The organism is Kitasatospora sp. NPDC051170, assembly GCF_044455705.1.
Taxonomy (GTDB): domain Bacteria; phylum Actinomycetota; class Actinomycetes; order Streptomycetales; family Streptomycetaceae; genus Kitasatospora.
Genome location: NZ_JBITFA010000023.1, coordinates 70096 through 94449, shown reverse-complemented (window position 1 = coordinate 94449; position 24354 = coordinate 70096). Strand labels below are relative to the sequence as shown.

23 protein-coding genes are annotated in these 24354 nt (G+C 73.0%); 9 read left to right on the top strand and 14 right to left on the bottom strand.

Features of this window, described 5'->3' with window-relative positions; all coding sequences use genetic code 11:
* The first annotated feature begins 5 nt into the window (after positions 1 to 5).
* From cobO to cpt, 3 genes are read left to right on the top strand one after another with little or no spacing between them, the layout of a single operon-like run.
* Positions 6 to 611: a cob(I)yrinic acid a,c-diamide adenosyltransferase gene (gene cobO, locus ACIBCA_RS34395; protein WP_396287030.1), complete on the top strand. Its 606-nt coding sequence runs from the start codon at positions 6 to 8 to the stop codon at positions 609 to 611.
* 7 nt (positions 612 to 618) lie between these two features.
* Positions 619 to 1992 carry a cobyrinate a,c-diamide synthase gene (locus ACIBCA_RS34390; protein WP_396287029.1) on the top strand — a complete coding sequence of 458 codons (1374 nt, stop codon included), beginning with the start codon at positions 619 to 621 and terminating at the stop codon, positions 1990 to 1992.
* A gap of 40 nt (positions 1993 to 2032) precedes the next feature.
* Positions 2033 to 2563 carry a chloramphenicol phosphotransferase CPT gene (gene cpt / locus ACIBCA_RS34385; protein WP_396287028.1) on the top strand — a complete coding sequence of 177 codons (531 nt, stop codon included), beginning with the start codon at positions 2033 to 2035 and terminating at the stop codon, positions 2561 to 2563.
* Between the two features lie 178 nt (positions 2564 to 2741).
* Here cpt and ACIBCA_RS34380 read toward each other — a convergent pair whose 3' ends face one another.
* Entirely contained in the window at positions 2742 to 3254 is a 513-nt protein-coding gene (locus ACIBCA_RS34380) for a MarR family winged helix-turn-helix transcriptional regulator (protein WP_396287027.1), read from the bottom strand.
* Between the two features lie 121 nt (positions 3255 to 3375).
* Here ACIBCA_RS34380 and ACIBCA_RS34375 point away from each other — a divergent pair, with 121 nt between their 5' ends.
* A complete protein-coding gene (locus tag ACIBCA_RS34375) occupies positions 3376 to 4308 on the top strand; it encodes an EamA family transporter (protein WP_396287026.1) in 933 nt (310 codons plus the stop codon).
* A 69-nt stretch (positions 4309 to 4377) separates the two neighbouring features.
* Here the strand turns inward: ACIBCA_RS34375 and ACIBCA_RS34370 are convergent, their stop codons facing one another.
* The 4 genes from ACIBCA_RS34370 to ACIBCA_RS34355 form a co-directional block, all read right to left on the bottom strand.
* Positions 4378 to 4965: a hypothetical protein gene (locus ACIBCA_RS34370; protein ID WP_396287025.1), complete on the bottom strand. Its 588-nt coding sequence runs from the start codon at positions 4963 to 4965 to the stop codon at positions 4378 to 4380.
* A gap of 79 nt (positions 4966 to 5044) precedes the next feature.
* The gene (locus ACIBCA_RS34365) at positions 5045 to 6067 is read right to left on the bottom strand and encodes a TolB family protein (RefSeq protein ID WP_396287024.1); all 1023 of its coding nucleotides are present in this window, start codon (positions 6065 to 6067) and stop codon (positions 5045 to 5047) included.
* Positions 6064 to 7380 (bottom strand): MFS transporter, encoded by a 1317-nt coding sequence (locus tag ACIBCA_RS34360; RefSeq protein WP_396287023.1) that lies wholly within the window; start codon positions 7378 to 7380, stop codon positions 6064 to 6066. Before ACIBCA_RS34360 ends, ACIBCA_RS34365 begins: the two co-directional genes overlap by 4 nt.
* Before the next feature lie 5 nt (positions 7381 to 7385).
* On the bottom strand, positions 7386 to 8294 hold the full coding sequence (locus tag ACIBCA_RS34355; protein ID WP_396287022.1) for an alkaline phosphatase family protein: 909 nt from the start codon (positions 8292 to 8294) through the stop codon (positions 7386 to 7388).
* A gap of 230 nt (positions 8295 to 8524) precedes the next feature.
* Between ACIBCA_RS34355 and ACIBCA_RS34350 the strand changes: the two genes are divergently transcribed.
* A complete protein-coding gene (locus tag ACIBCA_RS34350) occupies positions 8525 to 9874 on the top strand; it encodes a cobalamin biosynthesis protein (protein ID WP_396287021.1) in 1350 nt (449 codons plus the stop codon).
* A 14-nt stretch (positions 9875 to 9888) separates the two neighbouring features.
* Positions 9889 to 10938, top strand: a complete 1050-nt coding sequence (gene cobC / locus ACIBCA_RS34345) for an Rv2231c family pyridoxal phosphate-dependent protein CobC (RefSeq protein ID WP_396287020.1) — start codon at positions 9889 to 9891, stop codon at positions 10936 to 10938.
* Here cobC and ACIBCA_RS34340 read toward each other — a convergent pair.
* The 7 genes from ACIBCA_RS34340 to ACIBCA_RS34310 form a co-directional block, all read right to left on the bottom strand.
* Positions 10922 to 11767 (bottom strand): MOSC domain-containing protein, encoded by an 846-nt coding sequence (locus tag ACIBCA_RS34340; RefSeq protein WP_396287019.1) that lies wholly within the window; start codon positions 11765 to 11767, stop codon positions 10922 to 10924. The two genes, cobC and ACIBCA_RS34340, sit on opposite strands and share 17 nt — an antisense overlap.
* A complete protein-coding gene (locus tag ACIBCA_RS34335; RefSeq protein ID WP_396287018.1) occupies positions 11764 to 12303 on the bottom strand; it encodes a hypothetical protein in 540 nt (179 codons plus the stop codon). The genes ACIBCA_RS34340 and ACIBCA_RS34335 overlap by 4 nt, the downstream gene beginning before the upstream one ends.
* A gap of 49 nt (positions 12304 to 12352) precedes the next feature.
* Positions 12353 to 13450, bottom strand: a complete 1098-nt coding sequence (locus ACIBCA_RS34330) for an LLM class flavin-dependent oxidoreductase (RefSeq protein ID WP_396287017.1) — start codon at positions 13448 to 13450, stop codon at positions 12353 to 12355.
* Between the two features lie 231 nt (positions 13451 to 13681).
* Positions 13682 to 14704 (bottom strand): glutamine synthetase GlnII, encoded by a 1023-nt coding sequence (gene glnII / locus ACIBCA_RS34325; protein ID WP_396287016.1) that lies wholly within the window; start codon positions 14702 to 14704, stop codon positions 13682 to 13684.
* Positions 14705 to 14875: 171 nt separating this feature from the next.
* On the bottom strand, positions 14876 to 15796 hold the full coding sequence (locus tag ACIBCA_RS34320) for an SCO1860 family LAETG-anchored protein (RefSeq protein ID WP_396287015.1): 921 nt from the start codon (positions 15794 to 15796) through the stop codon (positions 14876 to 14878).
* Between the two features lie 142 nt (positions 15797 to 15938).
* Positions 15939 to 16616, bottom strand: a complete 678-nt coding sequence (locus ACIBCA_RS34315; protein ID WP_396287013.1) for a uracil-DNA glycosylase — start codon at positions 16614 to 16616, stop codon at positions 15939 to 15941.
* Between the two features lie 66 nt (positions 16617 to 16682).
* Positions 16683 to 17771, bottom strand: coding sequence for an amidohydrolase family protein (locus tag ACIBCA_RS34310; protein ID WP_396287012.1), 1089 nt, complete (start codon positions 17769 to 17771; stop codon positions 16683 to 16685).
* 187 nt (positions 17772 to 17958) lie between these two features.
* Here ACIBCA_RS34310 and ACIBCA_RS34305 point away from each other — a divergent pair, with 187 nt between their 5' ends.
* Together ACIBCA_RS34305 and ACIBCA_RS34300 are read left to right on the top strand one after the other, a co-directional pair.
* A complete protein-coding gene (locus ACIBCA_RS34305; protein WP_396287011.1) occupies positions 17959 to 19041 on the top strand; it encodes a pyridoxal-phosphate-dependent aminotransferase family protein in 1083 nt (360 codons plus the stop codon).
* Between the two features lie 194 nt (positions 19042 to 19235).
* Positions 19236 to 21335 carry a transglycosylase domain-containing protein gene (locus ACIBCA_RS34300; protein ID WP_396287010.1) on the top strand — a complete coding sequence of 700 codons (2100 nt, stop codon included), beginning with the start codon at positions 19236 to 19238 and terminating at the stop codon, positions 21333 to 21335.
* 59 nt (positions 21336 to 21394) lie between these two features.
* On the opposite strand, the gene ACIBCA_RS34295 is transcribed toward ACIBCA_RS34300, so the two are convergent.
* A complete protein-coding gene (locus ACIBCA_RS34295; RefSeq protein WP_396287045.1) occupies positions 21395 to 22918 on the bottom strand; it encodes an APC family permease in 1524 nt (507 codons plus the stop codon).
* Between ACIBCA_RS34295 and ACIBCA_RS34290 the strand changes: the two genes are divergently transcribed.
* The gene (locus ACIBCA_RS34290) at positions 22839 to 23030 is read left to right on the top strand and encodes a hypothetical protein (protein ID WP_396287046.1); all 192 of its coding nucleotides are present in this window, start codon (positions 22839 to 22841) and stop codon (positions 23028 to 23030) included. The genes ACIBCA_RS34295 and ACIBCA_RS34290 overlap by 80 nt on opposite strands.
* 399 nt (positions 23031 to 23429) lie before the next feature.
* Here ACIBCA_RS34290 and ACIBCA_RS34285 read toward each other — a convergent pair whose 3' ends face one another.
* On the bottom strand, positions 23430 to 24263 hold the full coding sequence (locus ACIBCA_RS34285; protein WP_396287009.1) for a hypothetical protein: 834 nt from the start codon (positions 24261 to 24263) through the stop codon (positions 23430 to 23432).
* Positions 24264 to 24354 lie beyond the last annotated feature (91 nt).

Below are 24354 nucleotides of genomic sequence, written 5' to 3'. Positions count from 1 at the left end.
CCGACATGCCCAAGGGTGTCCCCGAGAGCGTCCCCGACGACGGCCTGACGACCCGTCAGCGCCGTACGCAGCCGATCACCGCCGTGCACACCGGACCGGGCAAGGGCAAGTCCACCGCCGCGTTCGGCATGGCGCTGCGGGCCTGGAACCAGGGCTGGTCCGTCGGGGTGTTCCAGTTCGTGAAGTCCGCCAAGTGGAAGGTGGGCGAGGAGAACGCGCTGCGCGTGCTCGGCGCCTCCGGCGAGGGCGGCAGCGTCGACTGGCACAAGATGGGCTCCGGCTGGTCCTGGATCCAGCGCTCCGCCGAGCAGGAGATGACCAGCGAGGAGGCGGCCAAGGAGGGCTGGGAGCAGGTCAAGCGCGACCTCGCCGCCGAGACCTACCGCTTCTACGTGCTCGACGAGTTCACCTACCCCATGCACTGGGGGTGGATCGACCCGGAGGAGGTCGCGGCGGTCCTCAAGGACCGTCCGGGCAGCCAGCACGTCGTCATCACCGGCCGGTACGCGCCCGAGGCGCTGACCGAACTCGCCGACCTGGTCACCGAGATGACCAAGGTCAAGCACCCCATGGACGCGGGCCGCAAGGGCCAGCGCGGTATCGAGTGGTGACCCCGTCTTGAGCGACATCCCCCGCCTCGTCATCGCCGCACCCTCCTCGGGCGCGGGCAAGACCACCGTCGCCACCGGCCTGATCGCGGCGCTCGCCGCGCGCGGGCTGGCGGTGTCGCCGCACAAGGTCGGCCCCGACTACATCGACCCCGGCTACCACGCGCTCGCCGCCGGGCGGCCCGGGCGCAACCTGGACGCCTTCCTGTGCGGGCCCGAGCGGATCGCCCCGCTCTTCCTGCACGGCGCGGCGGGGGCGGACGTCGCGATCGTCGAGGGCGTGATGGGCCTCTTCGACGGGGCCTCCGGGCGCGGGGAGCTGGCGTCCACCGCGCACGTCGCCAAGCTGCTGCGGGCGCCGGTGGTGCTGGTCGTGGACGGCTCCTCGCAGTCCCGGTCGGTGGCGGCGCTGGTGCACGGCTTCGCCTCCTGGGACCCGGAGGTGCGCCTCGCCGGGGTGATCCTCAACCGGGTCGCCTCCGACCGGCACGAGCACCTGCTGCGGGAGGCGCTGGAGGAGGGCTCCGGAGTGCCCGTCCTCGGCGCGCTGCGCCGCTCGACGGCCGTCGCCACGCCCTCGCGGCACCTCGGGCTGATCCCGGCGGTGGAGCGCTCGGCGGAGGCGCTCAAGGCGGTCGCGGACATGGGGCAGATGGTCGCCTCCTCCGTCGATCTGGATGCGCTGCTCGAACTCGCGCGCACGGCACCCGCGTTGGACGCCTCACCTTGGGACGCCTCGGCGGAGGTCTCCGTCGTGGGCGGGCGTCCGCGCGTCGCCGTGGCGGGCGGGGCCGCGTTCTCCTTCTCGTACGCCGAGAACGCCGAACTGCTCGGCGCGGCGGGCGCGGAGGTCGTCCCCTTCGACCCGCTGCACGCCACCTCCCTGCCGCCGGACACCGCCGGCCTGGTCATCGGCGGCGGCTTCCCGGAGCTGTACGTACGGGAGTTGAGCGGGAACGCCCCGCTCCGGGGCTCCATCGCCGAGTTCGCCCGCCTCGGCGGCCCGATCGCCGCCGAATGCGCCGGGCTCCTCTACCTGGGGCAGGAGTTGGACGGCCTGCCGATGTGCGGAGTCCTGGGCACCGCCTCCCGCATGACCGAACGCCTCACCCTCGGCTACCGCGAGGCCGTCGCCCTCCACGACTCCCCGCTCGCCCCGGCCGGCACCCGGCTGCGCGGGCACGAGTTCCACCGCACCGTCTGCGAACCCGGCGAGGGCGAACACCCCGCCTGGGGCTGGCACTTGCCCACCGGCCCGCGCCGGGAAGGCTTCGCGGGCGGCAACGTCCACGCCTCCTACCTGCACCTGCACTGGGCGGGGGCGCCGTCCCTGGCCTCCTCCTTCGCGGCGGCGGCGGCGAAATTCTCGGCCGCCCTTCCGTAAGCGTCCTTGGGCGTGTCTGACACGCCCTAGGCTGCCCCGCATGGACGTGATCATCCTCAACGGGGGATCCAGCTCTGGCAAGTCGAGCATCGCGCGGTGCTTGCAGGAGTTGCTCCCCGACCCCTGGCTCCACCTCGGCGCGGACACCCTCGTCGCCGCCCTGCCACCCCGGCTGGTCGGCGGCGCCGAGGGCATCGCCGGGGTGGACGACGGGGACGGCAGCGTCTCGGTCGGCCCCGCCTTCGCCGCGCTCGACGCCGCCTGGACCCTCGGCGTCGCCGCCATGGCCCGCGCCGGCGCCCGGATCCTCGTCGACGAGGTCTTCCTCGGCACCACCGCCTCCCAGACCCGCTGGCGCGACGCTCTGGCGGGCCTCTCCGTCCTCTGGGTCGGCGTCCACTGCGACCCTTCCACCGCCGCCACCCGCGAAGCCGCCCGAGGCGATCGCGTCACCGGCATGGCCGCCGCCCAGGCCCACGCGGTCCACGAGGGCGTCACCTACGACCTCACCGTCGACACCTCCCATACCACCCCCCAGAACTGCGCCCGCACCGTCCTCGCCCACCTCTGACCACCACCCCCGGCGGACCGCAGACAACCCGAGTCAGGCGTCCGTGTCCTTCGGATGCCGTGGCGACACCTCGTGCTCCCACTGCGGCAGCTCTGCATCCCCGAAGACGCGCGTCGCCAGACGCCCACGAAGCCGATGCTTTCGATCCGGGTCGTCCGTGGACGGCGGAGGCGGCCGCTCAGTCGTGCAGCGGCTCGGTGTCGCCGTGGGCGATGAGCAACTTCTTGAGCAGGGCCTTGAGTTGGGCGCGCTCCTCGGCGTCGAGGGCGGAGAGGATGCGCTCCTCGTTGTCGACGTGGCCCTGCATCGCGCCGTCGATGAGGTCCTTGCCCGCCGGGGTGAGCCGGACGAGAACGGCCCGACGGTCGTTCGGGCAGGGGTTGCGCTCGACGAGGCCCTTCGCGGAGAGGCGGTCGACGCGGTTGGTGATGGCGCCGGAGGTGACCATCGCGGCCTTGAGCAGGGCGCGGGCATTGAGCTCGTACGGTTCGCCGGAGCGGCGCAGGGTGGCGAGGACGTCGAACTCGGAGGAGTCCAGGCCGCAGGTGGTGAAGTACGCGCGCAGGGCGTTGTCGACGCGGACGTTGAGGCGGCGCAGCCGGCCGATCACGGCGATGGCGTCGGTGTCGAGCTCGGGGCGGGCCCTGTTCCACTGCTCGACGATCTCGTCGATGGTGTCGCGCTGCTGCATGGTCCTCCGCCTTCCGTGGCTGCCGATGGCAGATATCTTAACATTCACATACTTGACGTTCGCCGACCTCCGGGCGTAGAAATATCTCAACGTTCAGATAATCAACGTTCAGGGGGACCTCATGGACCGCAAGCGCTTCGGCATCGCCGCCACCGCCGCCCTCGCCCCGGCGATGTGGGGCACCACCTACCTCGTCACCACCCAGCTGCTCCCCGAGGGCCGCCCGCTCCTGCTCGCCGCGCTGCGCGCCCTCCCCGCCGGGCTGCTCCTGCTGCTCCTCGGACGCAAGCTCCCCAAGGGCCGCTGGTGGGGGCGCGCCGCGATCCTCGGGATGCTCAACATCGGGATCTTCTTCCCGCTCACCTTCGTCGCCGCCTACCGCCTGCCCGGCGGCGTCGCCGCCACCATCGGGGCGATCCAGCCACTGCTCGTCGCCGGGTTCTCCATCGGCGTCCTCGGCGTACGGCCCGGACGACGGGCCGTGTTCGCCGGACTCGTCGGCGTCGGCGGGGTCGCCCTGCTCGTCCTCAACGGCCACGCCCGCCTCGACGCCCTCGGCATCGCCGCGATGGTCGGCGCGATCGCGCTGATGGCCATGGGCACCGTCCTGATCCGCCGCTGGGGCCGCCCCGAAGGCGCCACCCTCCTGGACCTGACCGCCTGGCAGCTCCTCGCCGGCTCCGTCGTCCTCGTCCCGCTCGCCGCCTTCGTCGAGGGCGCCCCGCCCGCGCTGAGCGCCGCCAACCTCTCCGGCTTCGCCTACCTCAGCCTCTTCAGCACCGCGATCGGCTACGTCCTCTGGTTCCGCGGCATCGAGCGCCTCGGCGCGGGCCCGGCCTCCTTCCTCGGCCTGATCAACCCCGTCATCGCCACCCTCGGCGGCCTCGTCGTCCTCCACCAGACCCTCACCCCCTGGCAGCTCCTGGGCCTCACCCTCGCCCTCGGCGCCCTCCTCCTCGGCCAGTCCCCCACCCGCCGGCCCACCCCGACCCCCACCACACCCCCCACCCCGGCAACCCCGACCCCCACCCCCACCCCACTCGCAGCCCGCTGACCCCCACCGCCCACCCGCACCCCGCCCCCGGCGGGGTGCGGGCGTTTGCACGCGAGGGCGCGGGCGGGGTCAGCCGGTGGCGCGGATGTAGATGTCGGCGGCGTCCGGGGGGTCGCCGGGGATGGGGGATACGTAGATGTGGCGGGCGGTGGGGGTGGTGGAAGGGGTGGGGGCGGAGGGGGCGGAGGGGGCGGGGAGTTCGGGGGCGGCGGGGAGTTCGGGGGCGGCGGTGGGGGAGTCGGTGCCGAGGGCGGCGGTGAGGTCGGGTGGGAGGGGGGAGGTGGGGCCGGGGGCGGGGAGGTCGTAGGTGTGGAGGAACTCGCCGATGCCGGGGACGCGGTAGTGGAGGTAGGCGATGGGGGCGCCGTCGGGGGTGCGGGTGTAGACGGCGCCGAGGGGGACGTAGTAGTGGCCGGCGCCGGGGTGCTGGGAGGGGTGGAGGCCGGCGAGGCGTTCGGCGCGTTCGCGGTCGGCCTGGGGGCCGGGGCCGGCGAGAGTGAGGGCGTTGACGCCGCGCACGACCAGGGCGGCGGCGACGGTGACGAACAGGACGAGCCCGACCGCGACGGTGCGCCGCAGGACGGGCCGTCCGTGGAGGGCCGGCCAGGAGTCGGTCACCGTGCGCTCGGGCGGTAGGGCTTCCGGGATGCCGTCCATGGCTGCTCGCTCCCCCGTTCGATCAGGACGTCACACCTGCTCGACGTAGGGGAGCGAGGCAGAGTTCCTCATCCCGGCCTCACCCCAGGAGCGCCGGGGCGACGGCCGCCGTGGTGACGCGCCGCGCGCTTCCGGTGCCGTCCGCGGGGACGGTCCACAGGTCGGCGCCGTAGTCGCCGGGCAGGGCGTACAGCAGGGTGCCGGAGGAGGTCCACAGGGCCTGGTCGTCGATGTTGCGCTGTTCGGCCGTGGCGGTCTCGACTCCCGTCTCGAGGTCGAGGACGTACAGCCGCCAGGGCGAGTCGGCGGAGGCCCCGGGGATGCGCTTCTTGTACGCGATGCGGGTGCCGTCCGGGGAGAGGGAGGGGCACTCGACGTTGTCGTGGAGGGTGGTGAGGGTGCGGGCGTTCAGGTCGCCGCGGACGAGGTGGGTCTGCCCGGCGCTGGCGACGGTGGCGTAGAAGGTGGTGTCGTCGGCGAAGGTGACGCCCCAGATGTTGATGTCGTGCGCCTGGTAGGGGGCGCCGTCCTTGACGACGGTGAAGTCCTCGAGGTTCTCGCGCAGGTTCCAGTCCCGGACGTCGACGATCGACGTGCGGGTGGAGAAGTTGGTGCCCGCGTACGAGTCTCCGCTGACGAAGACCGTCCAGGCGGCGAGGTGCCCGGACGGGGAGACCCGGGAGCGGGTCGGGATGCCGGCGGCGGGGAAGGTGCGCAGCTCGTGCAGGTGGTCGTCGAGGATGACGGTGCGGTAGGTGTCCTCGAGGGCGCCGTGGACGGCCTGGAGGCAGATGCCGGTGCCGGAGGCGGCGTGGAAGCGCAGGCACTGGACGCCGGAGGCGGTGCGCGGGCCGTCGGGCGTGCCGGCGGGGACGGTGGTGATCTCGTCGCGGTGCGGGCCCCAGGCCATGTTGCGGAAGAGCAGCTGCCCGCCCTTGCCGAGGCTCACCTCGCCGGGGTGGACGGCGGGCCCGCCGGGCTGGGCCTGGTCGCGTTCGGCGCTGCGGTCGGCGGCGTACAGGACGGCGCCGGTGCCGACGCCGCCGAGCAGCAGCACGGCGACCAGCAGGACGAGCACCCTGGTGCGGGTCTTGAGGTTCATTCGGTCTCCTCGTCGGCGGTCGGTCGCAGCACCAGGGCCGCGGCGGCCACGCACAGCGCCAGCGCACCCGCCGACCAGGCGAGCGCGCCCGTGCCGCCGGCCGCGCCCCACAGCGCGCCGAACAGCAGCGAGCAGGCGAACCGGGCGAGCGCCTGCCCGGTGCCGACGAGGGCGAGCCCGGCGCCGCGCTGTTCGGCGGGCACGGCGTCGGCGGCCGCGGCGGCGAGCACGCCGTCGGTGGCCGCGTAGAAGGAGCCGTGCAGGATCAGCACGCACAGCACCACCGGCAGCCCCTGCAGCGGCGAGAGCAGCAGCCCGTACGCGAGCAGCAGCAGCCCGTGCCCGGCGAGGAAGAGCAGGCGGCGCCCGATCCGGTCGGCGAGCAGGCCGAAGGGGACGGCGAGCAGCAGGAAGGCGGCGGCCGTGCCGAGCGGCAGCAGCGGGAACAGGGTGACGGAGAGGCCGAGGCGACGCTGGATCAGCAGGTAGAGGAAGGAGTCGCTGACGGTGGTGAGCCCGAGCAGCACGGCGCAGACGGTGAGCCGCCGCAGGCCCGGAAGGCGCAGCAGGGTGAGACTGTCGCGCAGCGAGGGCGCGGGAGTTGACGGATCGTCACCTGCCTGGCGGTTGGGCACGAACAGCAGCAGGATCAGCACGCCGAGCGCCGCGACGCACGCGCTGACGGTGAACACCGCGTCGTAGCCGTGCTGTTCGCCGCCGTCGGCGAGCAGCGGACCGCCGGCGAGGCGCAGGACGAGGAAGGCGCTGAGCGGGCCGAGCAGCGCGCCGACGGTGTCCATGGCGCGGTGCACGCCGAACGCCCGTCCGCGGTGGGCGGGTTCGGTGGCGAGGGAGATCATCGCGTCCCGGGGCGCGGTGCGCAGGCCCTTGCCGGTGCGGTCGACGGCGATGACGGCGCCGATCAGCGGCACGGTGTGGGCGAGCAGCAGCAGGGGCTTGCAGAGCGCGGACAGCCCGTACCCGACCGCGGCGACGGCCTTGTGGCGGGAGGCCCCGTCCCGGCCGCGGCGGTCCGCGAGGTGGCCGCCGGCGAGGCGGACGAGGGCGCTGAACCCGTTCTGGAGGCCGTCCAGCAGGCCGAAGCCGAGCGGGGACAGGCCGAGGCCCGTGAGGAGGTAGAGGGGGAGCACGGCGGTGACCATCTCGGAGGAGACGTCGGTCACCAGGCTGACGGCGCCGAGGGCGATCACCGCACCCGGCACGGCGCGAAGGGCGGCGCCCCGCCGCCCCGGCCCGTTGGACGGGTCGGGCGCGACGGGGGCCTTGGCGCTGCGGGAGTCCGCGACGTACACGGGCGTCAGTTCCAGATGCCGGTGATGTCGGTGGCGGTGGCGGAGTTGCCGGCGTGGGCGTTGACGCCGGCCAGGTCCTCCAGGGTGTGCAGCAGGTCGTAGTGGTTGTAGTGGGTGGAGGTGCTGCTGCCGGGGGCGACGTGGGCGCCGAAGACGAGGGTCGGGATGCGGTTGCCGGCCAGGCGGTTGTCCTCGTCGAAGGTCAGGACGAGGAGGCTGTTGTGGGTCTTGGCCCACTGCGCGTAGCCGTCGAGGTTGGCCTGCACCCAGGAGTCGCCGGTGCCGACGGAACAGTCGTGCATGTCGTTGCACAGGTCCGGGACGACGAAGGAGACCTTCGGCAGGGTGCTGTAGTCCGTCGGGAAGGCGTCCGTCCCGTACGCGGTGGAGGTGGGGACGTTGCCGAAGCCGAACCACGGGTTGTGCTTCTGCGCGTAGTCGCCCGAGCGGCAGTCGGTGGCGCCGACGCCGGGCAGGCCCTCGTTGTAGCTGGCCCAGCTCTGGCCGGAGTCGGCCAGCTCGGAGGCCAGGTTCGGGCCCTGGAGCGCGCCGACGTCCACGCAGCTGTCGTCGACGACGCCCTGGGAGCTGCCGGAGAACAGCATGTAGTAGTTCGGCTGGCTCGGGTGGGTGAGCGCGTAGGACTGGCTCAGGGTGCCACCGCCGGCCACCAGCGTGCCGTTGATGTACGGGGCGCTGGAGCTGCCGATGACCTGCTTGTACGCGTGGTTCTCCATCACGACGACCACGATGTGGTCCGGGGCCGGGAGCGCCGCGGCGGTGTCGGCGGCGGCGCTGCCGCCCGTGGCCCACAGGCCGAGGGAGCCGGCGACCAGGCCGAGGCCCGCGGCCAGGGCGGTGAGCGGGCGGAGCCTGCGGGGGGTTCCGGGGGTGCGGAGTCGTGCGAACGCCATGAGGTCCTCCGGTGTCGGGGGGCTGCCGGGACGGGTGGCTGCCGGGACGGGGCCGTGCTGGGCGCCCAGAAGAGTAGGAGGGGCGCGGTGGCGTGTACCGCACAAGACGGGTGAAGAACAGGCGAACAGCTCCCGCTCGTCGGCGCGTGGGTCACAGGGATCTCGATTGACCCCTTCCGTACGCGCGTGGTGGGATCGCACGGGCCTGGAGCGGAACGGGGTGGGTACGGATGATCGGGATAGTCTCCCTCGGCAGGACCGGTCGCGCGGTCGCCGAGGAGCTGCACATGGCTTGGCCGGAGGGCAGCGAGGTCCGGCACGCCTCGGTCGGCAACTGCTTCCAGGCTCCGGACGCGGTCGACTTCGTGGTGAGCCGGTACAAGCAGGCGATCGTCGTCGGGCCCGTCCCGTACACCGTCTCGACGCTGGTGAGCCACGCCGGCCTTCCACGCGACGTCGACCTGCTCTGCGTGGACCCGCAGGCCCGCTGGGTGGTACCGCTCGCCGGCGGGGAGCGCGCCGCCGCGCTGGCCCTGGAGGTCCAGGCCGTGGTCGGCGCCACGCCCGTGCTCGACGAACGGAAGCCGCGCCCCGCGGACCCGCTGGACGTCCTCGCCTCGCACGCCGTCCGCCTCCACCGGGCCGGCTCGGACGCCACCGTGCGCGCGGCGGCCGCCGGCGAGCCCGTACGGCTGGTCTCGGACGTGGCGTACCCGCTGCCCCCTCTGCCGCCGCACATCTCCCCGGACGCTCCCGCCGACGCCCCCGTGCTGCGCGTCACCGACCAGGAGGACCCGGACGGCAGCGACCTGCTGGTCGTCCCCCGCACCCTGGTCGTCGGCATCGGCGCGAGCGACGGGGCCGACGCGGCCGAGGCGATGCAGCTGCTGATGGCCGTGCTCAAGGAGACCGGCTACCTCCGCAACGCGATCGCCCGCATCGCCACCGTCGAGGGCAAGGGCGGGCACCCGGCGGTCGGTTGGGCCGCGCGCTGCCTCAACGTCCCGGTGGAGGAGCACCCGGCCGAGCTGCTGGCGGGAGTCGGCGTGCCCAACCCCTCCGAGGTGGTCGGTACGGCCGTGGGCACCCCGAGCGTGGCCGAGGCGGCGGCGCTGGCGAGCTCCGGCGGCGGCGAACTCCTCGTCCCCAAGCGGAAGTCGGCGAAGTCGACCATCGCCATCGCCCGGGCGGCGGTGCGCGGACGGCTGGCGACGATCGGCCTCGGGCCGGGCGAGCACGACCTGCTGGTGCCGCGCGCGCTGGCCGAACTGCGGCGCGCCTCCGCCGTGGTGGGGCGGCCGGAGGCCGTCGAGGCGGTGGCCTCCCTGCTGTGGCCGGGCACCAGGCGCATCGCCCTGCCGGAGCCCGGAAGCGTACGGAACACGCGCGGGGAGGTCCTGGACTGGCCGGGCGTGGCCACCGACCACGCCGGAACCGTCCTCGACCCCGCCGGGGCCGCCGCCACCCTCGCCACCCACGGGCACGCCGTCGCGCTGGTCGCCCTCGGCGACGGCTCCGGGCTGGCCGTACCGCCCGGGCCGTACGATCTCCACCACGTACCGGGCCTGCCTTCCGTCTGACCCAGGAGCACCACATGACCGCCCCCGAACCCGATCTGCGCCACCACGGCGACGCCGAGGTCCGCGCCGACGGGCTCGGCCTGGTCGACCTCGCCGTCAACGTGCGCACCGGCACCCCGCCGCAGTGGCTGCGCGAACGGCTCGCCGCCACCCTCGGCGACCTCGCCGCCTACCCCGACCAGCGGGACGCCCGCGCCGCGGTGGCCGCCCGGCACGGCAGGCCCGTGGAGGAGGTGCTGCTCACCTCGGGGGCGGCGGAAGCCTTCGTGCTGCTCGCGCGCGTACTGACGCCACGTCACATCGCCGTCGTGCACCCGCAGTTCACCGAGCCGGAGGCGGCCCTGCGCGACGCCGGGCACGAGGTCCACCGAGTGCTGCTCTCCCCCGCGGACGGCTTCCGGCTCGGCGCCGTCCCCGACGAGGCCGACCTGGTGGTGCTCGGCAACCCGACCAACCCCACCTCCGTCCTCCACCCCGCCGCCACCGTCGCCGCCCTCGCCCGCCCCGGCCGCACCCTGGTGGTCGACGAGGCGTTCATGGACACCGTCCCCGGCGAACGCGAGTCCCTCGCCTCCGCACGCGACCTGCCCGGCCGGGTCGTCGTCCTGCGCAGCCTCACCAAGACCTGGGGCCTGGCCGGCCTGCGGATCGGCTACGTCCTCGCCCCCGCACCCCTGATCGCCGAACTCGGCTCCGCCCAGCCCCTGTGGCCCGTCTCCACCCCCGCCCTCGCCGCCGCCGAGGCGTGCAGCACCCCGCAGGCCCTCGCCGAGGCCGAGGAGGCGGCGGCCGAACTCACCCTCCGCCGCGACTACCTGCTGAAGGGCCTCTCCGCCTTCCCCACCGTCCGGGTCCACGGCGAACCCGCCGCCTCCTTCGTCCTGATCCACCTCCCCGGCGCCTCCACCGTCCGCGAACGCCTCCGCACCCACGGCTTCGCCGTCCGCCGCGGCGACACCTTCCCCGGCCTCGGCGCCGACTGGCTCCGCATCGCCGTCCGCGACGAACCCACCACCGACCACTTCCTCGACACCCTCGCCACCGTGCTCAGTCGAGCAGCGTGACCTCGTCGCCCAGGGTGATGTGACCGGGGGTGAGGACGGTGGCGTAGACGCCCGCGCAGGGGAGGGCGGGCATGCCGGGGAGGGGGACGAGGCGGTTGTGGGTGGCGGGGGTGCGGAGGGCGTCGGGGTGGTGGGGGAGCGGGCCGTGGGGAAGGGTGGGGACGGCGCAGCGGGGGCTGGGGGCGACGATGCGCAGTCTCAGCGCCGGGCCGACGGCCAGCTCCCGGCCGACCCAGGCGTTCTCGACGTAGCCTTCGCCGGCGGTGTGGATCACCAGGTTGGGGCGGTAGCGCTCGGCCTCGGCGCCGGTGGCGTGGAGGGTGGAGGTGGTGATCAGGTGGAGGGGGGCGAAGTCGAAGAAGCCGCCGTCGGGGGCGGCGCGGCCCAACTCGGTGACGGTGTGGTCGACTTCGGCGTCGATGCCGTGGGCCAGCACCTCCTCGGGGACGGACCGTTCGACGGAGGCGCCGGGCGCGCGTTCGGCGATCAGGGCGACCTTGCGGCCGAGCGCCTCGGACAGGTCCGTCTCGTCGACGGCGCGCCCGTCGGGGCCGGTGATGCTGACGCCGCCGTCGACCGTGACGGCCGTGTAGCGGAGCAGGCCCGCCCACAGCCGGGGGTGCTTGGCGCTGGCGATCCGGCCGGTGGTGACGTCGAGCAGGGCCCGCGCGCGGTCGCCGGCCAGGCCCCGCCCGTCGACCGCCGACTCCCGTACGTCCTCCCCCAGCAGCGACTTCACCGGGTGGCGCCGGAGCCGCTCGACGGTACCGAGAACCGTGCCGGGAGCTGTGCCGAGAGCTGTGCCGGGCGCTGCGCCGAGAGCCGTCACTCCCCCTCCGCCCACTCGCGCAGCGCCTCGAAGTGCAGGTCGCCCAGGCCCGTACGGGGGTCGATCCACAGGGCCAGCGCCGGGCCGGGGTGGTTGGCCTCGATCCACTCGATGTCGAGCGGGCCGAGTTCGTCGTCGAGCCAGACGAACGGGCGCCCGTCCGCCCAGGCGACCAGCTCCCGGGTCTTCCAGTGCAGCCCGTCCGGGTCGTCACCGAAGAGGTTGGTGAAGACGATGTACGGGAGTTCGGGCAGCCCGATGCGCGGACCTATGTGCTCGTTGGCGTCCTCCATCCAGGTGGTCGCCCAGGCCAGTTCGTACGGCAGGGCGAGCAACTCCGGCCCGTGCGCGGGGTTCAGCCACACCCTCAGGGGCTTCACCCGGTCGCGCGGCGTCGGCGCGTTGCGCGTGACCCAGCCCTCGGGGAGCAGCCGATGGGTCTCGTACCCCTCGGGACGGCGCTCGTTCGGCGCGGCGTAGGGGTTGAGGGGTCCGTCCACGTCGATGAGGAGAAGCGGCTGACTCGGCTGACTCATGCCGTGAATTGTCCGGCGGGCATGGGGAATCCGCCAGCGTTTTATCCCATCACGGCCGGTTCCACATGCCCCGGGCGGCGAGCAGCGGGAGCACTCCCTCGCCGAACCAGTACGCCTCCTCCAAATGCGGCATCCCGCTGAGCACGAACTCGTCGATCCCCACCTCGTGGTACTCGAGGATCAGGTCGGCGACCTCCCGGTGGCTGCCCACCAGGGCCGTCCCCGCGCCGCCGCGCAGCAGGCCGATGCCGGCCCAGAGCCCGGGGTACACCTCCAGCCGCTCCGCGGAGCCGCCGTGCAGGGCGAGCATCCGGCGCTGGCCCTCCGACTCGCTCTCGCCGAGGGCCCGTTGGGTCTGCGCCACGCGCGCCGGGTCCATTCCGGCGAGCAGCCGTTCCGTCTCGGCCCACGCCTGGGCGGCGGTGTCCCGGGTGATCACGTGCAGCCGGATGCCGAACCGGGGCTTGCGCCCGTGCGCGGCGGCCAGTTCGCGGATCCGGCGCACCTTCTCCCGTACCTGGTCCGGCGGTTCGCCCCAGGTGAGGTAGACGTCGGCGTGCCGGGCGGCCACCTCCGCGGCTGCCGGGGAGGACCCGCCGAAGTACACGGTCGGCACCGGATCGGGCAGCCGGTTCAACTTCGCACCCTCGACGCGCAGATGGGGACCGTGGTGGTCGACCGTCTCCCCCGCCCACAGCCGCCCGACGACGTCCAGGAACTCGCCGGTCCGCGCGTACCGGGCGTCCTTGTCGAGAAAGTCCCCGTACGCCCGCTGCTCGGCGGACTCCCCGCCCGTCACCACGTTGAGCAACAGCCGCCCGCCGGACTGCCGTTGGTAGCTGGCGGCCATCTGCGCCGCGAGCGTCGGCGAGATCTGCCCGGGCCGGAACGCCACCAGGTACTTCAGCCGCTCGGTCACCTGCGTCAGCATCGCCGTGGTCAGCCAGGCGTCCTCGCACCACGCCCCGGTCGGCGTGAGCACGCCCTCGAAGCCCAACTGCTCGGCGCTGCGCGCGACCTGGCCCAGGTACGCCAGCTCCGGCGGCCGGTCGGCCCCCGCCGTGCCCGGCGTGGAGCCGTGCCCGCCGCCGACGATCCACCGGCTGTCGCCGTTGGTCGGAAGGAACCAGTGGAAGACCAGGGACATGGGCACACTCCTGCGGCCGGTGGTGCCTGCGGTCGGGTACCCGATTATCCGTTCGCCCTCCACCCGTCCTCAAGGGCAACGGCCCAGCTGACAAACGCCCGTAACAATGGGCCGGGGCAAGGGGTCGGGCAGGGGGCCGGGACAGAAGGCCGGGGCAAGGGGCCGAAAAGCCCGCAGGCCCCTTCCCTGGACGGGAGGGGCCTGCGGGTGGTGCCGGAGGGCGGGGGCGGATCAGACCTGGCCGGCCTTCTCCAGGGCCTCGCAGCAGGTGTTGATCAGCAGGCGGGTGACGACGTACGGGTCGATGTTCGCGTTCGGGCGACGGTCCTCGATGTAGCCCTTCTGATCCACCTCGACCTGCCACGGGATGCGCACGGAGGCACCGCGGTTGGAGACGCCGTAGCTGTAGACGTTCCACGGGGCGGTCTCGTGCTTGCCGGTGAGGCGGGACTGGATGTCGTCACCGTAGTTGTTGACGTGCTCCAGGACGATCTCCTGGGAGGCGCCGAGCGACTCGCAGGCGGTGATGATGGCCTCGTAGCCCTCGCGCATCGCCTTGGTGGAGAAGTTGGTGTGCGCACCCGCACCGTTCCAGTCGCCGCGGGCCGGCTTGGCGTCGAGGGTGGCGTCGATGCCGAACTCCTCGGCGGTGCGGTAGAGCAGGTAGCGGGCGATCCACAGGTCGTCGGAGACGGTCAGGGCGTCGACCGGGCCGATCTGGAACTCCCACTGGCCGGGCATGACCTCGGCGTTGATGCCGCAGATCGCCAGGCCGGCGTCGATGCAGCGGTCGAGGTGCAGCTCGACGATCTCGCGGCCGAAGACCTCCTCGGCGCCGACGCCGCAGTAGTAGCCGCCCTGCGGGGCCGGGAAACCGCCCTCGGGGAAGCCGAGCGGGCGGGAGCCCTTGAAGAAGGTGTACTCCTGCTCGATGCCGAAGATCGACTCCTGAGCGGTGTACTTGGACTCCACCTCGCGCAGCAGGGCACGGGTGTTGGACTCGTGCGGGGTGCCGTTCGTCTCGAGGACCTCGCAGAGCACCAGGATGTTCTCGCCACCGCGGATCGGGTCCTTGACGACCTTCACCGGCTCCAGCACGCGGTCCGAGGCGTGGCCCTCGGCCTGGTTGGTCGAGGAACCGTCAAAGCCCCAGGTCGGGATCTTGTCGGCGTTGGGCAGGACGCGAGTCTTGGAACGGAGCTTCGCGGTCGGCTTGGTGCCGTCGATCCAGATGTACTCGGCCTTGATTGCCACGGCGTGTCCCTCGCATTGCTGGGTGGTGGGTGCCCGCGTAGCGTCGCAAGCCGCCGTTTCCCGGTTGTTCCTCTCATGTAACGCGCATGTGAACCAACCATCCGCATTGGCACCGTCACGGTGAGGCAGTGCCGCTCCCGGCACTCCCCCGCCGCGCAGTGCCTCACGGCCCTAGTGACGGCGGGCGCGGCGCCGCCGGGTGGCCCACAGGGCGGCCGCGCCGCCCGCCACGAGCGCCGCGGCCCCGGCGGCCAGAGGGCCGGTGGCGCCGCTGCCGCCGGTGGCGGCGAGGTGGCCAGGGGCCCCCGACGCCGTGGCGCGCGGCGCCGTGGTGACGTCGGCCGCCGGCTGCGCGCTCGGGGTCGCACCAGGTGTGGTGCTCGCGGAAGCGGACGGCCCGGCGGGCTTCTCACAGCTCACCGAGGCGACGGTGACCGTCCCGGTAACCTTGGCGACGTTCAGGTTCAGCGGGTTCACCTCCACCCGCACCTCCAGGGCGGAGGCGGCGGCCGTGGTCGTGGTCACGGTCTTCTTCGAGAACTCCACCGACACGCTGCCGACCGCCGGAACGTCCACCTTGGTCGGCCCGTACAGGCCCAGGGTGACGGACTTGCCCAGCACGGTCAGCTTGGCGGGCGCGACGACGTTCGCGGTGGGCTGCCCGTCCACCGGGCAGGTGGCCTCGGCGCTCATCGCCTCCACGCCGAGCAGGGCGGTGGCGAGGCCGGGCGCGTTGACGTCGGCGTTGACGAGCTTGACGGAGGCGACCGCGCCCTTGTCGTCGACCCGGGTGACGGACCTGCCGACCTCGGCCTTGACGAGGGTGACCGGCCGCCGCTGGTCGACGCCGTCCACCGCGGCCGTCAGCACGGCTCCGTCGCGCTGCTCGGGCGTCTCCACCTTGTTGAGCGCGAGGTTCACCGGGACGTCCACGGCGTTGTTCAACAGCTTGACGTCCAGGGCGACCTCGGCGGTGACGGCCCGCGCCTTGCCCGCGGAAGGAGCGGCGGGCGCGGCCTGGACGGGCGGAGCGGTGAGCAGCGCACACACCACCGCGGCGGCGGATGCGGAAACGATTCGGCGAGAAGACATGGCGGTACCCCCACACACGACAGCTGAAACGATGAGCCGCCAGTCTTCTCAAACGATCCGTCACATGAGTCACACAGAACGTCATTTCACCCGTTGGGGTGAGATTGACGTTTCGCGGTGACGACGATCTGCTACGGAGCCACTACGGCAGCCGCCAGTCCACCGGCTGCGCCCCCTGCCCCACCAGCAGCTCGTTCGCCCGGCTGAACGGCCGCGAGCCGAAGAACCCGCTGCTCGCCGAGTACGGGCTCGGGTGCGAGGACTCGATCGCCGGCACCTGCCCCAGCAGCGGCCGCAGGTTGCGGGCGTCGCGCCCCCACAGGATCGCCACCAGCGGCCCCCCGCGCGCCACCAGCGCCCGGATCGCCTGCTCGGTGACCTCCTCCCAGCCCTTGCCCTTGTGCGCGTTGGAGTTGCGCGGCGCGGTGGTCAGGGACCGGTTGAGCAGCAGCACTCCCTGCTTCGTCCACGGGGTGAGGTCCCCGTTGGACGGCTGCGGCAGGCCCAGGTCGTTGCCGTACTCCTGGAAGATGTTGATCAGGCTCGCCGGGATCGGCCGCACCTCGGGGGCGACCGAGAAGCTCAGCCCCACGGCGTGGCCGGGGGTCGGGTACGGGTCCTGCCCGACGATCAGCACCCGCACGTCGGCGAGGGGCTGCTGGAACGCCCGCAGGACGTTCGGGCCGGACGGCAGGTAGGTGCGGCCGGCGGCCAGTTCGGCGCGCAGGAAGTCGCCCATCGCGGCGATCCGCCCGGCGACGGGCTCCAGGGCGGTGGCCCAACCGGGCTCGACGATCTCATTCAGTGGACGCGGTGCCATGGTTCTCACCCTATCGGCCTACGCCGACAGGGCGTTCAGCGGCTGATCACGCGGGCGAAGGACCGCTCACTCGACGACGCGCCCCCGCAGCACCACCAGCTCCGGAGCCGCCAGCACCCGTACGTCCGCCCGCGGGTCCTGCCCGTACACCACGAAGTCCGCCGGAGCGCCCTCCTCCAGCCCCGGCCGCCCCAGCCACGCCCGCGCGCCCCAGCTCGCCGCCGACAGGGCCTCGGCCGGGCTCAGCCCCGCCTTCACCAGCTCCGCCACCTCGTCCGCGACCAGCCCGTGCGCGAGCGAGCCGCCCGCGTCCGTCCCGACGAAGATCGGCACCCCGGCCTCGTGGGCGGCGCCCACCGTGTCGTACCGGCGCTCGTGCAGGCGCCGCATGTGCGCCGACCAGGCCGGGAACTTGGCCTCGCCGCCCGCCGCGAGCGAGGGGAAGGTGGCGATGTTGACGAGCGTCGGCACGATGGCGACCCCGCGCTCGGCGAAGACGGGGATCAGCTCCTCGGTCAGCCCGGTGGCGTGCTCCACGCAGTCGATCCCGGCGGCCAGCAGGTCCGGCAGCGACTCGGCCGCGAAGCAGTGCGCGGTGACCCGCGCGCCCTCCTCGTGCGCCGCCGCGATCGCCTCGGCCAGCGCGTCGCCGGGCCAGCAGGCGGCGAGGTCGCCGCGCTCGCGGTCGATCCAGTCGCCGACGAGCTTGACCCAGCCGTCCCCGCGCCGGGCCTCGGCCCGGACGTACGCGGCGAGGTCGCCGGGCTCGATCTCGTGCGCGTAGTTGCGGATGTAGCGGCGGGTGCGGGCGATGTGCCGGCCGGCGCGGATGATCCGGGGCAGGTCCTCGCGCTCGTCGATCCAGCGGGTGTCGGCGGCGGAGCCGGCGTCGCGGATCAGCAGGGTGCCGGCGTCACGGTCGGTGAGCGCCTGCTTCTCGCTGGTGGCGGCGTCGACGGCCCCATGCGCGTCCAGGCCCACGTGGCAGTGCGCGTCGACCAGGCCGGGCAGCACCCAGCCGCTCACCGTACGGACGTCCGCGGCGGTGGGCGGGCGCGTGAAGCTCACCCGGCCGTCCACGACCCACAGTTCGTCCCGGACGTCCTCCGGGCCGACCAGGACCCGACCCCGCACGTGCAGCACCGCATCGCTCATGGCCGCACTCTAGGGCTTGCCCGCCGTTCCCGGTAAGCACCGAACATGCGGCAGACTCGTTTCCGGCAGCCCCCAACCCCCAAGCCCCGACCCGACGAACCAGCCGACGAACCAGCCCGACGTACCAGCCGACGAACCAGCCCGCCGAACAGCCCGGCGAACCAGCCCGACGAAAGGCCGACCCCCCGTGAGCCCCTTCCTCGACCTCCCCCCGCTCAGCGCCGCCGAGTTCGCGGCGATCGAGGACAAGGTCGCCGCGCTGCTGCACACCGAGGCCGACGTCATCGTCACCCAGGGCGAGGCGCTGCTGCCGCTGGAGGCCGCGATCCGCGGCGCCGCGCACCCGGGCTCCACCGCGCTCAACATCGTCACCGGCCCGTACGGGCAGACCTTCGGCACCTGGCTGCGCACCTGCGGCGCGAACGTCGTCGACCTCGCGGTGCCCTTCGAGGGCGCGGTCACCGCCGGGCAGGTCGCCGAGGCCCTCGACGCGAACCCGGACATCGACTTCGTCTCCCTCGTCCACGCCGAGGCCGCCACCGGCAACACCAACCCCGTCGCGGAGATCGGCGCCGTCGTCCGCGAGCACGGCGCGCTGCTGATGCTCGACGCCGTCGCCTCCGTCGCCGCCGAGCCGCTGCTCACCGACGCCTGGGGCGTCGACCTGTGCGTCATCGGCGGCCAGAAGGCGATGGGCGGCCCGGCCGGCGTCTCCGCGGTCTCCGTCTCGCAGCGCGCCTGGGAGCGGATCGCCGCCAACCCGGCCGCCCCGCGCCGCTCCTACCTCTCCCTCCTCGACTGGAAGGAGCGCTGGACGGACGCCGGCCGCGCCGTACTCCCGCACGCCCCGGCCCAGTTGGAGATGCTCGCCCTCGGCGCCTGCCTGGACCGCATCGCCGCGGACGGCCTGCCGGCCGTGATCGCCCGCCACCGCGCCGCCTCCGCCGCGACCCGCTCGGGTGTCCGCACCCTCGGCACGCTCAGCCCGTACGTCCACGTGGACGCCCACGCCGCGCCCGTCGCCACCACCCTGCGCACCCCGGACGGCGTCGACGCCACCGCCCTCGCCGCCCGCCTCGACCCGGCCCTGCCCGTCCAGCCCGGCGGCGGCGCCCTCGCCACCACGATGCTCCGCGTCAACCACTACGGCCCCGAGGCCACCCTCGCCACCGTCCGCGCCTGCCTCAGCGCCCTCGCCGCGGCGACGGACGCCGACGCCGCGCCCGCCCTGGCCGCGGCCGACGCCGCCTGGGACGCCGCCCTCGCGTGAGTGACCCCGCCCGGCGGGCGCAGCACCGGACATCCCGCCCCATACCGCCCGCCGGGCCCTCCGCACGCAACCCTTCTCCACACTTGTGACGTCGACATGATGTGGAATCACATAACCCGCCCATAGCGAACCCCGCCGACGACGAGGCCCCCCGCCGGCCCCCGAGCGGGCCACTGCGCCTGGCCCGCTTCGGCATGATCTTCCTGAGCGCGAGCGTCGTGTCCGGAGTGCTGCTGGCCGGCCTCACCCTGCCGCTGGTCGGCGGCGTGGGGCTGACGGCCCAGCGCACGGCGGAGAGCTTCGAGGACATCCCGGTCGACTTCAAGACCCCGCCGCTGACCCAGGCCACGCTGATCTTCGACGCCAAGGGCGGGCAGATCGCCAAGGTCTTCGCCCGGGACCGCACCATCCTCACGGCCGAGCAGATGTCGCCGCTGATGCGGCACGCCCAGGTCGACATCGAGGACGCCCGCTTCTACGAGCACGGCGCCGTCGACCTCAAGGGCATCGCCCGCGCGCTCGGCAAGAACGCCGAGAGCGGCACCAATTCGCAGGGCGCCTCGACGCTGACCCAGCAGTACGTGAAGAACGTCAACGTGGAGATCGCCGGGGACGACAAGGACGCCGTCGCGGAGGCCCAGCGCAAGACCCTGGGCCGCAAGATCCAGGAACTCAAGATCGCGATCAAGCTGGACAAGGAGATGCCCAAGGATCAGATCCTCACCAACTACCTGAACATCACCTACTACGGGAGCGGCGCCTACGGCGTGGAGGCCGCCTCCCAGCGCTACTTCGGCAAGTCCAACAAGGACCTGACCGTCGCCGAGGCCGCCACCCTGGCCGGGATCGTGCAGAACCCGTCCCAGTACGACCCGGTGCGCTACCCCGAGACCACGACCAAGCGCCGCAACGTCGTGGTCGACAAGATGCTCGAGAACAAGCACATCACCGCCGACCAGGCGAAGGAGGCCAAGGCCGCCCCGCTGGGCCTCAACTACCACGCCCCGCGCAACGGTTGCATCACCGCCCAGGCCGGCATGGGCTTCTACTGCGACTACGTCAAGCACGTGGTCAAGCAGGACCCGGCCTTCGGCAAGAGCGCCGAGGAGCGCGCGAAGCTCTGGAACACCGGCGGCCTGAAGATCTACACCACGCTGGACCCGGACAAGCAGGCCGCCGCGCAGAGCGCCGTGAGCGACAGCGTGCGGGTCACCGACAGCGTCTCGGCCGCCGCGACCATGATCGAGCCCGGCACCGGCAAGATCCTCGCGATGGCCCAGACCCGCCCGTACGGCCTGGAGAAGGCCAAGAACCAGACCACCGTCAACTTCAACGTGGACGCGGCGATGGGCGGCGGCACCGGCTTCCAGCCCGGCTCGACCTTCAAGCCGATCGTCGCGGCCGCGGCCCTGGAGGCGGGCCTGCCGACGACGCAGGAGTACCCGTCGCCGAACAGGATCGACTACCCGAACATGAAGACCTGCGACGGCACCTGGCGCAACGACACCCGGCCCAAGACGACGGTGCCCAACGAGTCCCCGAACGAGAAGGGCCCGTACCAGCTCAAGGAGGCCATGGCCCGCTCGATCAACACCTACTTCGTGCAGATGGAGCAGGAGATCGGGCTCTGCGCGGTGAAGCAGATGGCCAACAAGTTCGGCATCACCACCATGGCCAGCGGCAAGCCCCTCAAGGAGGTGCCCGCCATGGGCCTGGGCGTCGAGGAGATGAGCCCGCTGACCATGGCGAACGTCTACGCGACCTTCGCCGCCGGGGGCAACCACTGCACGCCCCTCGCCATCGACAAGATCACCACCGTGGACGGCAGGGACGTGCCCGTCCCGGCCGGCCACTGCGAGAAGGTGATCTCCGACGAGACCTCGCAGGCCGTCAACACCATCCTGAACGGCGTGACCGTGGACGGCACCGGCTCGGCGCTCAAGCTGGACGGCAACCGGCAGATCGCCGGAAAGACCGGCACCTCCGACCACAAGAAGGCCGCCTGGTTCAGCGGCTACACCCCGCAGCTCGCCACCTCCGTCTGGCTCGGGGGGCCCGACGGCGGTGTCGAGATGCGCGACATCACCATCAACGGGCACCACTACGACGAGGTCTTCGGCGCCGACGGCCCCGGCCCGATCTGGCGCGACGCCATGAACCGGGCGCTCAAGGACGCCCCCAAGCAGACCCTGCCGATGGCCGACATCCCCGACCCGGCCCCCCGACAGGACCCGAACGCCACCGGCACCGGCACGACCGCCCCGCCCACCACCCCGCCCACCCGCAAGCCGTGAACATCCTTGCCCCGCCGAGCAGTTGACGCCCGGCGGGGCGAAGCTCCTTTCGGGGCCGGTCAGTGCCCGCCCGCGTCGAGCACCTCGACGCCGCGGATGTTGCGCTCGATCTCCTCCGCCGGCAGCGCCACCGCCAGCGCCCAGTAGTAGACGACCAGCGAGAACACCACCACGACGCCGATGTCGTACCAGAGCCCCAGGTTCCCCTGGGCGCCCACCCCGAAGGTGCCCTGCCAGGAGATCAGGCCCATGCCGACGAGGTAGACCGGCAGCCACTGCCCGGCCTTGAAGTCCATCCGCGGCGCGTTCGGCACGCCCTTCGAGGCCGCGTACAGCGAGTACCCGCCGAGCAGCACGTACCCGATGACGATCGCCAGGCCCAGGCGCCAGAGGGTGTCCCAGCCCGCCCAGTAGATGACCAGACTCGCCACCGCGAAGGCCAGCGGGGAGATCACCGAGCCGCCGCGCAGGTGGTACGAGCGCTCCATCGCCGGCAGCCGCTTGCGCAGCACCCCGAAGGCCAGCGGCGCGCCCGCGTACATCAGGACCACCGCCGAGGTGATGAAGCCGACCAGCCGCTGCCAGCTCGGGAACGGCAGGAAGCAGATCACCCCGGCGGCCCAGGCGATGAGCAGACCGAGCCAGGGCACCGAGCGCCTGTCGGTGTACTGCAGGGCCTGCGGCGCGTAGCCGTTGCGGCTGAGACCGTACGTGACGCGCGAGCTGGAGGTGATGTAGACCAGGCCGGTGCCGGCCGGGGAGATCACCGCGTCGATGAAGAGGACGGTCGCCAGCCAGCCGAGGCCGATCAGCGTCGCGAGGCCCGCGAAGGGGCCGCTGATGCCGGGGTAGTCGAGCTTGTCCCAGCCGCCCGCGAAGGTCTCCGGCGGGAGGGCGCCGATGAACACCACCTGCAGCATGACGTAGACGATCGTGCCGATCACCACCGAGCCGAGCACGGCCCGGGGGATGTCCCGCTTGGGGTTGCGGCTCTCGCCCGCCCACTGGATGGCCTGCTCGAAGCCGAGCAGGGCGAAGATCACGCCGCTGGTGCTGATCGCGGCGAGCACGCCCTTGGCTCCGTCCGGCGCGAAGCCGTGGGCGCTGAAGTTCGAGCCGTGGAACTCGGTGATCCCCAGCGCGAAGATCGCCAGGATCGGGATGAGGACCTTCCAGACGGTGGCCACGCTGTTGGTGTGGGCCAGGAGCCTCACCCCCAGGAAGTTGATCGCGACGAACACCCCGAGCAGCACGGCGGCGACCACGAAGCCCGTCCCGGTCAGCGTCAGGTCCTTGTTCAGGAAGCCGTCCGCCCAGGACCAGTGCCGGGCGTAGTTGATCATCGCCTGCACCTCGATCGGCGCGATCGTCGCCGCCTGCAGCCAGGTGAACCAGCCGAAGGACATCCCGGCGAACCCGCCGAACGCGTAGTGCGGGTACCGGGCCGTCCCGCCCGCCACCGGGAACAGGCCGCCCAGCTCGGCGTGGATCAGCGCCAGCAGGATGATCGCCACCGCACCGATCCCCCAGGACAGCAACGCCGCCGGCCCCGCCGCCACCGCCGCCTTCTGCGCCCCGAACAGCCACCCCGACCCGATGATCGCCCCCACCGAGGCCCACAACAGCCCGGCGACACCGACCTCCCGCTTCAGCCCGGTATGGCCCTCGGCCGCCGGTCTCGTGTTCGTGCCGTGAGCCATGACCCGGCCACCTCTCGCATCGGGGGAGAAAATCCCCCCCGACAGTGCCGCAGCCCCCACACCCCGCCCTCCCCCGAAACACCCTCCGCCCCACCCCTCACCCGAACGGCCGCCCCCGGCACCTCCTCCTCCGCCGTCCTCCGCCGCCTCGGCGCCCAATAACCACGCTCGCCCGCCCTCACTGGAAACGGGCGGTTCCGGCGGCCCCGGCTAGGGCCGGCCGGGGCCGGCCGGGGCCGCCGGAACTCAAGCGCTGCACAGGAAGTCGGCCAGGTCGACTTCCTGTGCAGCGGTATGTGACGTGGCTGTTCCCGCTGCCCGCCGGAAGGTTCCGCCGGGCAGCGGGAACAGGAGCCTGCGGTGTATCAGGGTCGATCGGTTCGGGAGGAGTTCCTCACTGCTTGCAGATCGCCGACGTGAACAGGAGCGGGTGGCCGGTGGTCTCGTTCACGGCGCTGGCCAGCCAGCCGTTGCCCCAGGGGCTGGACTCGTAGAGCGCGCCGCCGATGACGCCGCCGCCTCCGCCGGTCACCGTGCCGGACGGGCAGGACTCCAGGTGGTTGGCCGTCCCGTGGTCAGCCGGCAGCGGTGCTCTGTCGGACCAGTACTGGTTGTGGGGCGACGGCGAGCAGACCACGAACGACTCCACGTAGTGGGTCATCTCGGTGGGATTGACGATGTAGTAGATCCAGCTGGAGATCGTCCGGTCACCGCCGGCGAAGGACTCCTGGAGGATGATCGCCCCGGGGTCGACGCGCCCGCCGCCTCCGGTGGCGTACTGGCCGGACGGGCACTTCGCCTCGGCGCTCCCCTCGCTCCGGGCCGCCACCGCGTGCGGCCCTTCGAACACCTGGGTGTGCGGCTCCGTGGAGCAGATGGCCGTCGCCCACAAGGTCCCGTCGTACGGGGTGCCGCCCGTCGCCGTGACGATCCAGGTGCGGCCGTCGGCGTAGGAGCTGATCGTCGTCAGCGGGTTGTAGGAGGGGGAGACCTTGGGCCCGCCGCCGGTCGGGGTCTGGCCGAGCGGGCAGTCCACCCTCGCCTCGTAGAACGCGATGCCGCTGCCCGCGGGCACGGACACCGGATCGCCGATGACCTGCGTGAGCGTCTCCGCCGGAGTGGCGGCCGGGCTCGCCGACGGCGGGCCGCCGTCGCGGGCGGCCGCGGGTGGTGCCGCGAGGGAGAGGACCAGGGCGATCAGCAGGATCAGGGCGCGCGTCGTTCTCAACGCTTCCTCCGTGGGGACGGAAATGAGCAGGGGTGCCTCCCGGTATCCCCTCCGCCCGCGCCCGCGGTCGCCCCACGCTCCCGCCTCACCC